Raw genomic sequence first — 14,075 nt, forward strand, 5'->3', positions numbered from 1 at the left:
TAAGGCAACGGACTTTGACTCCGTCATGCCTAGGTTCGAATCCTAGTGCCCCAGCCACTTTGCGGACGTAGCTCAATTGGTAGAGCGTCGCCTTGCCAAGGCGAAGGTCGCGGGTTCGAGCCCCGTCGTCCGCTCCATTGAAACCATAACAGAATTTTATTTATGAAGCATCATTTTGATGCATAATACGGAGGCATAGCCAAGTGGTAAGGCACGGGTCTGCAAAACCCTTATCCCCGGTTCAAATCCGGGTGCCTCCTCCATAGAACAGTGCCGGTATGGCGGAATTGGCAGACGCGCGCGACTCAAAATCGTGAGGGAAACCGTGGGGGTTCAAGTCCCTCTACCGGCACCATATGCTTGACCAAGGAGGAATCCATTATGGGTTCCTCTTTTTTATGTTTCATGATAACTATCACCTGATAACAAAACCTGCGGCAGAGCGGAAACCGTACACTCCGATACAAAAGTATTTTTACACACTTTACTTTGCGTAACGAAACAGCAAAGGGAACCGTCTTTAAAATGAATACGAAATAGGAAAAGAATGGGGTAACACATGGGGAAAGAAAAGAGAAGCGCGTTACGTTTCAAGAACCTGCTCATGGTTGGTTTGTCTCTCGCAGCAGTGGGATGTTCCACTGGGCCACAGGCAGCATTGCATACGGAAAAGCCTGGCGAGATTACCGCAGCTGCAGCAGCTATTTTGAATGATTCACCTGTTCAAAAGGAGGACGCAGCTGAAAAACTGCCCGCTTCGTTTATGATTGAAGCAGGCCAAGTATCGTTTCAAGGCAAAACTGGAGAGACGATCACTTCGCTTCCGCTAAAAGTGATTAAGGCTGAATTTTACATCGATGGGGACCAGCCGCAGACTGTTGGGCCCAAAAAGCCATACCCGGTGATTCCATTATCGATTCCGCAATCAAGCAAGGATGAGCTTGGTGCGTATTGGATGGATGTGTTGGGGGGAGGAAGCGTATTTTTTATCGGACCGCGGGATTGGACCTTAGGGCAAGCTGGTATTGGCGCAAATGGATCGATTGGCATCGAACTGGTTAATCCGCATGATCCGAACCAGAAGCTCAACTACTCCGACAACGCCGGAGGATGCCAAGGATGCGCGATTACCTCGATTGGAACATACTTCCCGGACAAGGAGAAGTGGGCAGAGGAACAAGGATTTCCGATCTCTGCGAAAGTTGCATTTAAAGAAAGGACGCTGGTCTCCCCAACAACCGTACAATATCTCCTCGCCGATTCTCCAGACGGTTATCACATCTCTGGTGTGGCGCATCACCTTTCCCAAGAAGGAAGCCAGAGGTTTTTGAAAATGGAAATTTCCTGCCAAGCGGAACAAGCAAAAACGGCAAAAGATATTCTCGATTTATTTGTGACTACAGGTGCTTCAGCCGCTTCCTTGTTAGAATAAAGCCAAGCAAATGAGCATAATCGCCTTCCTGCAAAATGTGGTCGGGAGCAGATTCACAGATACACATTTCGTCCTCTTATGTTAAAATAACTAGGTCACGAAAAGGATTCCCTGACGCTCTTCAGTGAATGCTATCCTTATTGAAGGCATAGACAAAACGCACGCTTACCATGGCGTGCTTTCTCTTTTCTTTTGAAGGATCGTCGACGCCGTAAGAGTAGGATTCTGCGATGTGATTCAGCAGATGGGAATCGAGAGTAGAGGTGTGAGAAGTGGGATATGGGTTACATGAGAAGCCTCCATTTGGAACGACCATTCTGTCAGCTTTGCAATGGATGATCGTCACTGTCTCCAGCAGTGTCGCCGTACCGTTGGCGATTGGAGACATTTACGGACTTACCCCTGATGAGGTCGGCCTCCTGATGCAGCAGACCATGTTTTTCGTCGGACTGGCGTCCTTCCTGCAAGTATGGATCGGCCATCGATATCCGATGATCGAAGGGCCGGCAGGGCTATGGTGGGGAATCTTTATCATTTTGGCGCAAATCGGAACCAGTGTGGGTATCGCTCCGCGGGAAATCGGGCAGTCGTTCCAGCTTGGGCTGCTGTTGGCCGGTGCGATGTTCTTTTTGTTTGGCCTGCTCGGGTGGATCGGAAAAATCCAACGCTGGTTTACTCCTCTTGTTTCAGGCACATACATGGTGCTTCTGGCAGTGTCCTTATGCAGCAGCATCGTATCGGGCATGCTGGGTATTGGCTATCAGCACGCGAAAGAAGTAAGTCCCGGGATCGCCCTGGTTTCCGTATTAATCGTTGCTCTGGTCCTGATATTTTTGCGAACGAAGCGGTTTGCCAGCTTTGCCGTGCTGCTCGGGATGGCGGCCGGCTGGATCTTGTTTGCTGTGCTAGGCTGGACGGAACCGGTACGCCATACGGATCAATGGATCGTGATGCCAACCCTGTTTTTCTGGGGTGAACCGAGGTGGGACTGGGGCGTGGTGTTGACCAGTCTGTTGACAGGCTTCGTTCTGCTTACCAACCTGGTAACAAGCATGAATGTGATGGGCAAAGCAACCCAAACACCTCCGACAGTGAGCCAGTACAACCGTGGCGGGGTATTTACGGGCGTTTCCCACATGTTGTCCGGTGTATCCGGTGTTGTCGGAATGATTCCGCTTTCGATCGCCGCAGCAGTGATCGAAACGACCAAAATGGCAGCTCGTCTCCCGTTTTTGGTAGCGATGGCAGGGATGATGCTGATCGGCCTTTTGCCGGCCGTATCTCAGTTCCTGGCTGCATTGCCTACGCCTGTCGCATATGCTGGCATGTTTATTACCTACACGCAGCTCCTTGGCTTCGGCTTGAAGGACATCGCCTCCGTCAAGCTGGACACTCGGGCAATTACCGTGGCAGGCAGTTCAATCCTCGTCGGGATCGGCGTTATGTTCGTTCCGACGACAGCTTGGCAGCATCTTCCGTCCCTGGCCAGCTTCCTGTTTGGAAACGGATTGCTGCTTGGCGTGTTGGTCAGCCTGGTTCTGGAGCATGTCGTGTTTCGGCAAAAACCAGAAGAAATAGCGGAAAAAGACGGCCAGTCCGAGTGACGAGCCGTCTTTTTCCTGAGAGTTGCGGGGAACATATCGTGGGGTGTTGCCTCAGATCAGCCGGTGACGATGTACGAGGATGAAACGAGGCCACCGTTGATTTCCGTGAACATTCTGGCTGTCGTCCCCATGATTTCCTCGCGCTCGGGAAGTGTAAGCTGTTCATGGAAAAAGATGACCTGCATCAGCTGCTTGCTTTCTTCGGAAACCGGGGTGCGCTTTGAGTCAACGATCGGACTGCCGAATGCCCCCAGCTCGTCGGCCAGAACCAATTTGCCTTCCATATGTACTTCTCTGCCGTTTAAGCCCTGGTAAACATCCGTGGCCTGTCCCAAGCGGCAGACGACGTCTCCCTGTATCTGTGCTTCATCATATATACCGTAAGGCAGGGCTTGCAGAATGGAGAAAAAATTGTTTACGTCGACAGCGCTGTTGATCCAAAAGAAGGCATTCCCTTGGAGGAGTCTGCGCAGCAGCGCTTCCGAGGAGGGGCGATAGCGGCCCGGATCTATGCCGAGGCGTTTAAATGCCGAGCGCCAGTGCTGAACCCCTGCGATTTCCGTAATTTGCGACAGCTCGTGCTCCAGACGCAGCGACTCCACAAATAGATTAATCCGTCCCTGAAGCATTTTTGGAGAAGTGCTTACGGTAACGTCTGTATAATGAATAACTCCCAGCGAAAACGAAGGAAGAATCCCGGCTACCTCTTTGGCAAGCCGTACCTTCATGGCGATCACTCCCTGCGTACAGCATTTTTTGGTAGTATAGCAAAAAAATTTTGTGATCGCGACTATCCTTCGATACAATAAGAAGAAGACAGGAGGGATTCCCTGACGATGCGTGAAGTTACGATATATACCGACGGAGCATGTTCCGGCAATCCCGGCCCAGGAGGCTGGGGAGCCGTGTTGATGTATGGTGAACATAAAAAGGAGATGTCCGGTGCCGAGCAGGGAACGACCAACAACCGGATGGAGCTGAAGGCCGCGATCGAGGCATTGTCCGTCCTCAAGGAGCCTTGCAAGGTCACTCTATATAGCGATAGCGCTTATTTGGTAAATTGCTTTCAGCAAGGCTGGTACAAGGGATGGCTGCGAAACGGATGGAAGAACAGCAAGAACCAGCCAGTGGAAAACCAGGATTTGTGGAAGGAATTGCTGCGGCTGATGGAGATTCATACCGTTCAGTACGTCAAGGTAAAAGGGCATGCAGACAATGAATGGAACAACCGCTGCGATGAGCTGGCAACAGGAGCGATCAAGAAGCTGTGAACGAGCGCCAATACTGGGAAGACACAAAGCAGGCCATCATCCGCTATGCCAAGGAAATGGGGATAGACAAGATCGGTTTTGCCAGCGCTGACCCGTTTCTCACCTTGAAGCAGCGTCTCGTAGAGCACCGGGAAAAAGGCTATGAATCCGGCTTTGAAGAGCCGGATTTGGACAAACGAACCGAGCCTTCGCTGAGTTTGGAAGGGGCTCGTTCCATCATCTCGATCGCACTGGCTTATCCATCCAAGCTGAAGAATCCGCCCAAGTCTGAGCCGGGGGCGTATCGAGGAATTATGTGCCGAGCAGCCTGGGGGACCGACTACCACCATGTCCTCCGGGAGAAGCTGGACAAGCTTGCTGATTACATCAGACAACTGGAGCCGCATGCCCGGCTTGAGTCCATGGTCGATACCGGAGCGCTTTCGGATCGGGCGGTCGCCGAAAGAGCCGGCCTCGGCTGGGTGGGAAAAAACTGTGCGCTCATTACCCCTGAATTCGGTTCTTGGGTTTATCTAGGCGAGATGCTGACCAATCTTCCGCTGCCACCGGATACACCGGTAGAAGAAGGCTGCGGCGACTGCAATCTTTGTGTGGAGGCGTGCCCGACCGGGGCGCTTGTTCAGGGAGGACAACTGGACTCGCAGAAATGCGTAGCCTTTTTGACACAGGTAAAGGGTTTTATTCCCGATCAGTACCGAAGCAAGATCGGCAATCGATTGTATGGCTGCGATACTTGCCAGACGGTTTGTCCCAAAAACCGGGGCCTGCATTTTGAGCATCATCCCGAGTTTCAGCCGGACCCGGAGCTGGCCAAACCATTGCTGCTGCCACTGCTGCAGATGAGCAACAAGGAATTCAAGCAAAAGTTCGGCAACTCCTCCTCTTCATGGCGAGGGAAAAAGCCTATTCAGCGAAATGCGATTCTCGCCTTGGCTCACTTTCGGGATCAATCCGCTGTACCGGATCTGATCCGATTGATGCAAAGCGATCCGCGGGAAGTGATCAGAGGTACAGCGGCATGGGCTCTTGGGAAAATTGGCGGTGAAGCAGCAGCAGAGGCTCTTTACAAGGCAGCAGAACAGGAACAATCGGAAGAAGTTATGGCCGAGATTCGGAAGGGAATCTCGATGCTGCAGCAGGTCCATTCTCTGCGGAAAGGGACTGTTTCCCGGGAAAAAACGGAAGAGATCAGTTAGCACACGTTTACAGGAGAAGAAAAAACGGCAAGGGAGGAATGATAAAGTGGGACAAACGATAGGTTACACCACCATGGACTCACCGATCGGACCGTTGTTATTAGCTTCTACAAAGGAAGGGCTGTGCTATATTGAATTTGGAGACGAGGAATCCGCGCTTCCTCTGCTGCAGCGGTGGGCTCGCAAAACCTTTCTCGGCGCAAATCTGGAGAAAGATGCTGCATTGAATCAGGCTGTGCAAACTGAGCTGGAAGAGTATTTTGCCGGAAAGCGGACGCGGTTTGACGTTCCGATTCTACTGTTCGGGACCCCATTTCAAAAAGCTGTGTGGAATGAGCTTACCCGGATCGGGTATGGGGAAACAAGATCGTACAAGGAGATCGCTTTGGCCATCGGGCAGGCAAAAGCGGTCCGGGCGATTGGCGGGGCGAATAACCGCAACCCGATTCCGATCATCGTTCCTTGCCATCGGGTAATCGGTTCAAATGGAGCGCTTGTCGGTTACGGAGGCGGCTTATCCATTAAAGAGCAACTATTAGCTTTGGAAGGAGCAGGAAACCCCGCTCCTTCCATCGAATCAGCAAAAGCTATCCGCTAGTCCGGATAGCTTTTTTATTGGTTTTGCGAGCATCTGGAACATCGAGAATAGAAAGATCCAAGTGTGACTCGGCTTTCCGGCTGTTCCAAAAACAGCCGCGGAGGAGGGCTCCTGCTGGTATCTTTTTCTTCTGAATCAATGTGTCGGATCATATTTTATCAGCATGGAAGGCATGCATGAAATAAAAGGTATGTGGCAGGACGTACAGGTTTGTGACAAGACGCATTGGAGCCTGAGCCTGAAGAGACAACAGACGCCTGACGAGAGATACAGGCTACCTGACAGGACACACAGTAGCTTTACAGGCAGACAGTAGCTTTACAGGCAGACAGTAGCTTTACAGGCAGACAGTAGCTTTACAGGCAGACAGTAGCTTTACAGGCAGACAGTAGCTTTACAGGCAGACAGTAGCTTTACAGGCAGACAGTAGCTTTACAGGCAGACAGTAGCTTTACAGGCAGACAGTAGCTTTACAGGCAGACAGTAGCTTTACAGGCAGACAGTAGCTTTACAGGCAGACAGTAGCTTTACAGGCAGACAGTAGCTTTACAGGCAGACAGTAGCTTTACAGGCAGACAGTAGCTTTACAGGCACACAGTAGCTTTACAGAACACCCAGGAGCCTGACAGGAGACACAGGAGCCTGACAGGACGCACAGGAGCCCGGCAGGACAGACTAGAAAGAGGGGAGGAAGTGCATTGGTGAACCGGCAGGATTCAGCGGCGGCTGTGAATCAAGAAGAATGGCAGCAGTTTCTAAAGGACTATCTGGATGACGTTCACCGCTACGGAGTTGATCAGGGTTACGAACGCATCTGGCCGTTTTGGAAAGAAGGGAAAATACGGGAATCGCTCTTTTGGAGACAGTGGCAGCGCTGGGAAGATCAGCTTCAGGAGAGAGGGGCGGTTACTACCGCTGTTCACGGGCGTGCCATCCCCCTCTTCTGGATGGAAAAGGGCAGAGAAATTCAGCTTTGCATGAGCTGGAACGTCCAGCGATGGTATACATTAAAGGGAGAGAGCAGAGTAGAGGAAGCAGAGAGAATTTTGCGTGTCATCCTGAACCGCGCAGACGGAGGATGGCATGTCGATCATATCGAAGAAATCAAAGGTGACGGAGCCTTGTCTGACGAAACGAAAGAAACGCTGTCAACTCTAGAAGAACCCGAGGATAATCTCCTCCCTACTCTTTTCGTGCACGGAGCAGGAGGATACAATTCGGGTCAGGCTATCGCGTATGCGGAGAGATACTGGAATACAGCCAATCCTGCCTATCCGCTCTTTACTGATAACTGTACGAACTTTATCTCGCAATGCTTGCATGCAGGCGGGATTCCGATGCTTTTTTCCCGGGAACAGGGGAAGGGCTGGTGGATGCGGGGCAGCGGAAAAGGTGCCAACTGGAGCTACAGCTGGACGGTGGCACATAGTTTATATTTGCTCTTAAAGTCTGGCCGGCCGCCGATGCGGGCAGTGGCAGTGCCCTCTGTCGAGCAGTTGGAGCCGGGAGATATCATCTGCTATGATTTTAACGGCGACGGACGATTCCAGCACAATACCATCGTCGTGGCAAAAGACGCGAACAACATGCCTCTGGTCAATGCAAATACAACCAACAGCCGCCTGCGTTACTGGGACTACCGCGATTCGACGGCCTATACCCCGCAAATCCGGTACGCTTTTTTTCGCATCCGTGGAACGTGATCGGATGCGGAGTCTGTTGGCTATCCATAAACAAGACAGGGCCTCTCTGTGCGAGAGGCCTTATTCATTTTGTCCGGCGCAAGAAGACGGTTTTTACAAAGGCAATGAGACGAATGGCGACGACAATTCCGGCTATCCACAAAAAATCGCCCGGAGTATGCGGTTCGCCTTTTATCGAATTCACATAGATGAGGGCGTGAAACACGACCAGGACAAATAACAGGAAATTGCTCATGTGGATGCGTTTCCAGCTGGAGCCGCCAAGCAGCTTCTCTGCATAGCGGGAAGACGTAATCCAGAGACAGAACAGGAGGATAAAAGCAATCAGACCCATGTAGTTGGCTATGCCGGTAAAAGTAAAATTGGGAGACAGTCCGCCGCCGTAGACACTGGCGTCCAGGAAGAAAAGACCGAGCCACCCTTTTGCGGTTATATCGCTTTGCAAAAAATGCAGCTGAGGCCCTTTTTCGAAAATAAACAGGACGAGTGCGACGTGGACCAGTGCACACACGCCGCCGATAATGCCCAAGTCTCTTCGGAGCAACAAAAGCTGGGGGGCAAAGCGCGCAAGCCACTGTTTGATTGGACCGAGCAGCAAAGTGAGGCTGATCAGCAGGAATGCCAAATATCCGGAAATCATACTCAGGGCTTCAGGCGTGCGGAAAAAAGAAAATTGCGGCCACTTGATCCAAAATACAGCAAGGAGAAAAAGCAGACTGACGATAAAGGCAAGGAAACGAAACAAACGCATTTGCAAGGCCACTCCCTTTCGGTGCGATACCCGTTTTCTTTTTGATGCAGGACACCTCTGATTTGTTACAGGAAGTGGCGTCTTCAAAAGAAATGTTCGTTACACGCTTGTTGGAAAGTGAAGGTTATTGCGATTGCAAGAGTGGGCGGATTTCCTCCTTCAGAATCGGCTGGATAGGAATGATCCGATAAGAAGATGATCTCCTAAGAGGATGAGATGAATAGCGGATTTTATGAAAAAGGGATGATAAGAAAAACTGGTTTTATGAAAAAGGCGATACGATAAAAAACGGATGAAGCGAATCAGTGTTAAACGCGGAGCCTGTTACAAAGCCATTCCAACGGGGCAAGCGGGTGGCCTTCCCTATGTCTGTTTATGTATAATAGAGGATGTTTGAAAGTCCGGTAACCAAGGAGATTTTTGATTATGCCGTTACACATCGTCCTTCATGAGCCGCTCATCCCTGCCAACACGGGAAATATTGCCCGTTCCTGTGCTGCTACGGGTGCGCATTTGCACTTGATTCATCCGCTCGGCTTTTCCACAGACGACCGCTATTTAAAGCGGGCAGGTCTTGATTACTGGCACGCGGTACAGGTGCATCACTACGATGATTTCGACCATTTCGTCCGCGAGCAGGGGGAAAACGCCGGTACGTTTTACTTCGTGGAAACGTGGGGAGAAAAGCTTTACACGGAGGTTTCCTTCCGTGATGGCGATTATATCATTTTGGGCAAGGAAACAACCGGTCTTCCGGAGGAGTTGACAGACCGATACCGGGAACAGACGATTCGCATTCCGATGAGCGGCGCCACCCGATCCGTCAATTTGTCCAATTGCGCTGCCATTGTCCTGTTTGAAGGGCTCAGACAGCTGGGCTTCCCCGGACTCAAATAACGAGCATGACCCGTAGCCTGACAATCATCCAAACAAGGGAGAGAACGTACATGAACACGACAACGATCCTATTTGACCTCGATGGAACACTGCTGGAAATGAGGACGGACCCGTTCGTAAAAGGATACCTGAAGGAACTGGGGCAGTATATGGGGGATAACTACGATAGTCAGGCGCTGCTCGGGATCATTTGGGAAGCGACCAAAACGATGATCATGAACCAGGACCCCGAAAAAACGAATGAGCAAGTCTTCATCGAATACTTTGCAGAGCACAGCCCTTGGTCAAAGGAAGAGCTGTGGCCGCTGTTCGACAAGTTTTATCAAGAAGTGTTCCCATCGCTCTCCCATCTGACGCATCCGTCCCCTTGGGCGAAAAAAATTATTGAAGCGGCAAAAGAGCAAGGGTATCGTGTAGCTGTCGCCACGAATCCGGTTTTTCCGCGTGATGCCATTCATAGCCGGTTGGCCTGGATTGAACTGTCTCCGGACGATTTTGAGCTGGTCACAGTCTACGAGGAGTCCCATTTTACCAAGCCGAATCCGGGCTACTTCCAGGAGATCTGCAGCAAGCTGGGAGTCAAGCCTGAGGAATGCGTCATGGTCGGCAACCACATGCAGGAAGATATGGTCGCCAGCAAAGTGGGGATGAAGACGTTCCTCGTGACAAATTGGCTGGAGGATCGCGGAGAGCCGCAATATCCAGTCGATCAACAGGGAACGCTCGAGGAGCTTTATACGGCGATCACGGAGCGGACAGGCCTGTTTGCCAAGTAATGCTGAAGGCAGCGATTTATACTGAAAGATTGAGCAGGTACCAGGTGCCTGCTCTTTTTGTGGTTGGACCACCGCCATACTGCGCCGCAATTTAACTCAGAATTGGAGCACGTTCAGATTGCGCCGGCGACGTAGGTCGGAAGGGACGCATGTTCAGATCGCATGGCGAGAAAATCCGAGAGACACACGTACGGTTTTCACCCAGCGACGTACGCCGTAGGAGAAGCGCATGCTCAGATTGCGTATATTGCTGCTGCAGCAGACAAGCCACAATCTTTCATTGTTATCCCATCATTTTCACATAGTTCTTGGCTACTCTATTCCTGCACCAGGAAATCTGGAGATGGCAAGAGTGAAGGAGAGGGTTTTGATGAAAAAATGTGTGTCTTCCATTTTGTCATTGAGCCTGCTTTTGGGAGGCGTATCCGTTGTCAACGCAGCGGAAGTGCCATCCGTGGACAAGGCAGCTCATGCAAAAGCGAGCAAACCTGCAAACACCGGGAAACAGGCAAAGGCTGAAGCGCGCCAGCAGCATCTGGACAAAATCAAAGCGCTCGCAGAAAAATGGGGCATTGATACCACGAACATGACAGTCGAGCAAATGAAAGAGGCCTACAAAGCGAAGCGTGCGGAATTGAACGCGGAGAAATTGGCCAAGCTCAAGGAAAAGGCCCAAAAGTGGGGCATACAGCTCGATGGAAAGACGGCTAAAGAAGTGAAGGCAGCCGTAAAGGCAAAACAAGCGGAAAAGCACGAGCAGCAGCTGGCCAAGCTTGTGGAAAAGGCCGGAAAAGCGGGGGTAGAAACATCTGCTGGCCAGACTCCGAAGGAAATCAAACAGATGATCCAGGCCAAAAAGGCCGAAACCAAACAGCAGCGTCAAGCCAAACAGGCAGAGCATATTGCCAAGCTGCAGGAAAAGGCGGCTCAGCTGGGGACCGATGCAACTGGAAAAACAGCAAAAGAGCTGAAGGAAGCGATCAAAGCGAAAAAGGCCGAAATGAAAGCAGCGAATAAAGCCGAAAAAAAGGCTGAGAAACAAGCAGAGAAGCAAGCGAGCAAAGAGGCAAAGCAAAAGGCGAAGCAAGAAGCAAGGCAACAGGAAAAACAAGCACCAAAACAAGCACCAAAACAAGCAGCTCAGCAACAGAATCAGGTGTAACAACCCTCGTAGTGGGTCTTGGGGAATGGAGTCATCGTGTTTCGATGGCTCCTTTTTTTCGATCAAAAGGATAAGGGAGCGAAGGCTTCGGCGAAAAGCTTGGCCTATCCAAGTTTCGCGATCAAAAAAAACAGGATGCCTGTCAAAGGCAGCCTGTTTTTTTCCTGGGAGCGATGTGAAAAGGAAAGCCTCAATAAGGCTTGGCCTTACAGATTCCAGGTCTTGTCTTCGTTATATCCTGCCGTCAGAATGAAAAACAGAAATGCGGCAAAGACCAATCCTACGATAAACGTACCCATGTTGGACTGCTCCTTTCGTTACCAAACTACTCCCATTATAACCTAGCCTTCCCTGTTTGCAAGGGAAATACGGAGAGCGCTTTCTGTCATTCTGATGAATTTTTTGGCGCCGTTTTCCAGAGGGAACGGGCAGCGATACAGGCCCATGCCAAAACGCTTATCCGATCATCAAGTTCGCTGAAACATGTGTCGTCTTCGCGCATACAGATAGGAAAAGACAGCAAAAATGTCGTGTCTTTGGTTGAGAGCAGCTTCGATAAGAATGCGTGGCCGCTGGCGGACATATACATGAAAGTACATGGTCGTTCGCGAAGAGAGAGGGCTTAAGAGGGAGGAGAGACGAGCATGGACATTTTAAAGCGCATCGCCGAGCATCGGGCCCGAGAAGAAAAGATGATGTGGAAAGGCACATTTGCTGAATATCTGGAACTGGTTCGTAAAAATCCGCAGATTGCCCAGACTGCTCACTCACGCGTCTATAATATGATCAAGAGTGCCGGCGTAGAGGAAAACGAGGACGATAGCCGCTCCTATCGTTTTTTTAGTCGGGAGATTTTTGGTCTGGATCGCGCGATTGAACGATTGGTGGAGGAATATTTTCACTCTGCCGCCCGCCGATTGGATGTACGCAAGCGGATTTTGCTATTGATGGGCCCGGTCAGCGGCGGGAAATCGACGATTGTGACGATGCTCAAAAAGGGATTGGAGGAGTATTCCCGGACAGATGAGGGAGCCGTTTATGCACTGGACGGATGCCCGATGCAGGAAGAGCCGCTCCATCTGATTCCGCATGAATTGAGACCGGAAATTGAGGAAGAGCTGGGGATCAAGATCGAAGGGGAATTGACTCCTTATAATCGCATGCGTCTGGAAACCGAGTTCGGAGGGCGTATTGAAGACTTCCCCGTCAGGCGAATCTTTTTCTCGGAGGCGGAGCGTGTCGGGATCGGAACCTTCAGTCCATCTGACCCCAAGTCTCAGGATATTGCTGATTTGACGGGAAGCATCGATTTTTCCACCATCACGAAATACGGCTCGGAATCGGACCCCCGCGCCTACCGCTTCGATGGCGAGCTGAACAAGGCCAACCGGGGCCTTATGGAATTCCAGGAAATGCTGAAGTGCGATGAAAAATTTCTTTGGCACCTGCTCTCGCTCACACAGGAAGGCAATTTCAAGGCTGGACGCTTTGCCTTGATTTCTGCCGATGAGCTAATCGTCGCGCATACGAACGAGTCAGAGTACAAAGCTTTTATCGCCAATAAAAAGAACGAAGCGCTGCAATCCCGCATCATCGTCATGCCGATCCCCTACAATTTGCGGGTGAGCGACGAGGAAAAAATATATGCAAAGCTGATCAAGCAGTCTGATCTGGGACACGTGCATATCGCTCCGCACGCGCTGCGGTCGGCGGCAACCTTCTCCATTTTGACCCGCCTGAAGGAGTCAAAGAAACAAGGAGCCGATCTGCTGAAAAAGATGCGTCTCTACGATGGCGAGTCGGTGGAGGGCTTCAAGGGTTCCGATCTGGACGAACTGAGAAACGAGCATGCTGACGAAGGGATGTCGGGCATCGATCCCCGCTACGTGATCAACCGTATCTCCAGCGCGCTGATCCGACGGGATACGGAGTGCATCAACGCGCTCGATATTCTGCGCGCGTTGAAGGAAGGCTTTGACCAGCATCCGTCCATCACCAAGGAGCAGCGGGAGCGTTATCTCAACTTTATTTCCATGGCTCGCAAGGAATACGACGAATTGGCCAAAAAAGAGGTTCAGAAGGCGTTCGTCTACAGCTACGAGGAGTCCGCCAAAACGCTGATGGACAATTACCTCGACAATGTGGAAGCCTACGCCAATATGAATAAGCTCCGCGACCCGGTCACCGGCGAGGAGATGGACCCGGATGAGCGCTTGATGCGTTCCATTGAAGAGCAGATCGGCATCTCGGAAAATGCGAAGCGGGCATTCCGTGAAGAAATTTTGATCCGGATTTCCGCGTACGCCCGCAAAGGAAAGCGATTTGACTACAGCACGCATGACCGGCTCCGCGAAGCGATCGAGAAAAAGCTGTTTACCGATTTGAAGGACGTCGTCAAAATTACGACCTCCAACAAAACGCCGGATGAACATCAATTGAAAAAGATCAATGAAGTAACGCGAAGGTTGATCGATGAGCATCACTATTGCCCTGTTTGTGCCAACGAGCTGCTGCGATATGTAGGCAGTCTGCTGAATAGGTAAAAGGGGGCACCCAAAGGGCACTTTTGGATCTGGCTTGACGATGAAGTAATTCGGCGCAGCTGCGCCAGTAGGAGGCACCCAAAGGGCACTTTGGATCTGGCTTGACGAAGGAGTAATTCGGCGCAGCTGCGCCAGTAGGAGG

12 protein-coding genes and 4 tRNA genes (1 of these 16 running past the window's edge) are annotated in these 14,075 nt (G+C 51.2%); 14 read left to right on the top strand and 2 right to left on the bottom strand.

Annotated features, from left to right (window positions below; translation table 11 throughout):
* The 6 genes from NSQ24_RS06145 to NSQ24_RS06170 form a co-directional block, all read left to right on the top strand.
* Positions 1-57: transfer RNA gene (locus NSQ24_RS06145), tRNA-Gln, on the top strand; it begins 18 nt to the left of the window's first position.
* Between the two features lie 4 nt (positions 58-61).
* A tRNA-Gly gene (locus NSQ24_RS06150) sits at positions 62-137 on the top strand.
* A gap of 52 nt (positions 138-189) precedes the next feature.
* A tRNA-Cys gene (locus NSQ24_RS06155) sits at positions 190-263 on the top strand.
* A 9-nt stretch (positions 264-272) separates the two neighbouring features.
* A tRNA-Leu gene (locus NSQ24_RS06160) sits at positions 273-355 on the top strand.
* A 204-nt stretch (positions 356-559) separates the two neighbouring features.
* Positions 560-1,432 carry a DUF4850 domain-containing protein gene (locus NSQ24_RS06165; RefSeq protein ID WP_003392231.1) on the top strand — a complete coding sequence of 291 codons (873 nt, stop codon included), beginning with the start codon at positions 560-562 and terminating at the stop codon, positions 1,430-1,432.
* A gap of 272 nt (positions 1,433-1,704) precedes the next feature.
* Entirely contained in the window at positions 1,705-3,036 is a 1,332-nt protein-coding gene (locus NSQ24_RS06170) for a purine/pyrimidine permease (RefSeq protein ID WP_024985499.1), read from the top strand.
* A gap of 56 nt (positions 3,037-3,092) precedes the next feature.
* On the opposite strand, the gene NSQ24_RS06175 is transcribed toward NSQ24_RS06170, so the two are convergent.
* The gene (locus NSQ24_RS06175; protein ID WP_031933505.1) at positions 3,093-3,764 is read right to left on the bottom strand and encodes a phenylalanine--tRNA ligase beta subunit-related protein; all 672 of its coding nucleotides are present in this window, start codon (positions 3,762-3,764) and stop codon (positions 3,093-3,095) included.
* A gap of 108 nt (positions 3,765-3,872) precedes the next feature.
* Here NSQ24_RS06175 and rnhA point away from each other — a divergent pair, with 108 nt between their 5' ends.
* The 4 genes from rnhA to NSQ24_RS06195 all read left to right on the top strand — a co-directional run bounded on the left by rnhA (position 3,873) and on the right by NSQ24_RS06195 (position 7,804).
* Entirely contained in the window at positions 3,873-4,307 is a 435-nt protein-coding gene (gene rnhA / locus NSQ24_RS06180) for a ribonuclease HI (protein ID WP_003392226.1), read from the top strand.
* Positions 4,304-5,503, top strand: a complete 1,200-nt coding sequence (gene queG, locus NSQ24_RS06185) for a tRNA epoxyqueuosine(34) reductase QueG (protein ID WP_141334229.1) — start codon at positions 4,304-4,306, stop codon at positions 5,501-5,503. The genes rnhA and queG overlap by 4 nt, the downstream gene beginning before the upstream one ends.
* A 46-nt stretch (positions 5,504-5,549) precedes the next feature.
* Positions 5,550-6,101, top strand: coding sequence for a methylated-DNA--[protein]-cysteine S-methyltransferase (locus tag NSQ24_RS06190; protein ID WP_122958339.1), 552 nt, complete (start codon positions 5,550-5,552; stop codon positions 6,099-6,101).
* A 701-nt stretch (positions 6,102-6,802) separates the two neighbouring features.
* The gene (locus tag NSQ24_RS06195) at positions 6,803-7,804 is read left to right on the top strand and encodes an amidase domain-containing protein (protein WP_338462266.1); all 1,002 of its coding nucleotides are present in this window, start codon (positions 6,803-6,805) and stop codon (positions 7,802-7,804) included.
* A 64-nt stretch (positions 7,805-7,868) separates the two neighbouring features.
* Here NSQ24_RS06195 and NSQ24_RS06200 read toward each other — a convergent pair whose 3' ends face one another.
* The gene (locus NSQ24_RS06200; RefSeq protein ID WP_003392219.1) at positions 7,869-8,555 is read right to left on the bottom strand and encodes a ferric reductase-like transmembrane domain-containing protein; all 687 of its coding nucleotides are present in this window, start codon (positions 8,553-8,555) and stop codon (positions 7,869-7,871) included.
* Between the two features lie 426 nt (positions 8,556-8,981).
* Here NSQ24_RS06200 and trmL point away from each other — a divergent pair, with 426 nt between their 5' ends.
* The 4 genes from trmL to NSQ24_RS06220 all read left to right on the top strand — a co-directional run bounded on the left by trmL (position 8,982) and on the right by NSQ24_RS06220 (position 13,933).
* Positions 8,982-9,452, top strand: coding sequence for a tRNA (uridine(34)/cytosine(34)/5-carboxymethylaminomethyluridine(34)-2'-O)-methyltransferase TrmL (gene trmL, locus NSQ24_RS06205; RefSeq protein ID WP_003392216.1), 471 nt, complete (start codon positions 8,982-8,984; stop codon positions 9,450-9,452).
* A gap of 50 nt (positions 9,453-9,502) precedes the next feature.
* A complete protein-coding gene (locus tag NSQ24_RS06210) occupies positions 9,503-10,228 on the top strand; it encodes an HAD family hydrolase (RefSeq protein ID WP_003392214.1) in 726 nt (241 codons plus the stop codon).
* A 370-nt stretch (positions 10,229-10,598) separates the two neighbouring features.
* Positions 10,599-11,390 (top strand): hypothetical protein, encoded by a 792-nt coding sequence (locus NSQ24_RS06215; RefSeq protein ID WP_003392212.1) that lies wholly within the window; start codon positions 10,599-10,601, stop codon positions 11,388-11,390.
* A 644-nt stretch (positions 11,391-12,034) separates the two neighbouring features.
* The gene (locus tag NSQ24_RS06220; protein WP_003392210.1) at positions 12,035-13,933 is read left to right on the top strand and encodes a PrkA family serine protein kinase; all 1,899 of its coding nucleotides are present in this window, start codon (positions 12,035-12,037) and stop codon (positions 13,931-13,933) included.
* The last annotated feature ends 142 nt before the right edge of the window (positions 13,934-14,075 follow it).

Source organism: Brevibacillus sp. FSL L8-0520 (genome assembly GCF_037963895.1).
In the GTDB taxonomy this organism is placed as follows: domain Bacteria; phylum Bacillota; class Bacilli; order Brevibacillales; family Brevibacillaceae; genus Brevibacillus; species Brevibacillus borstelensis.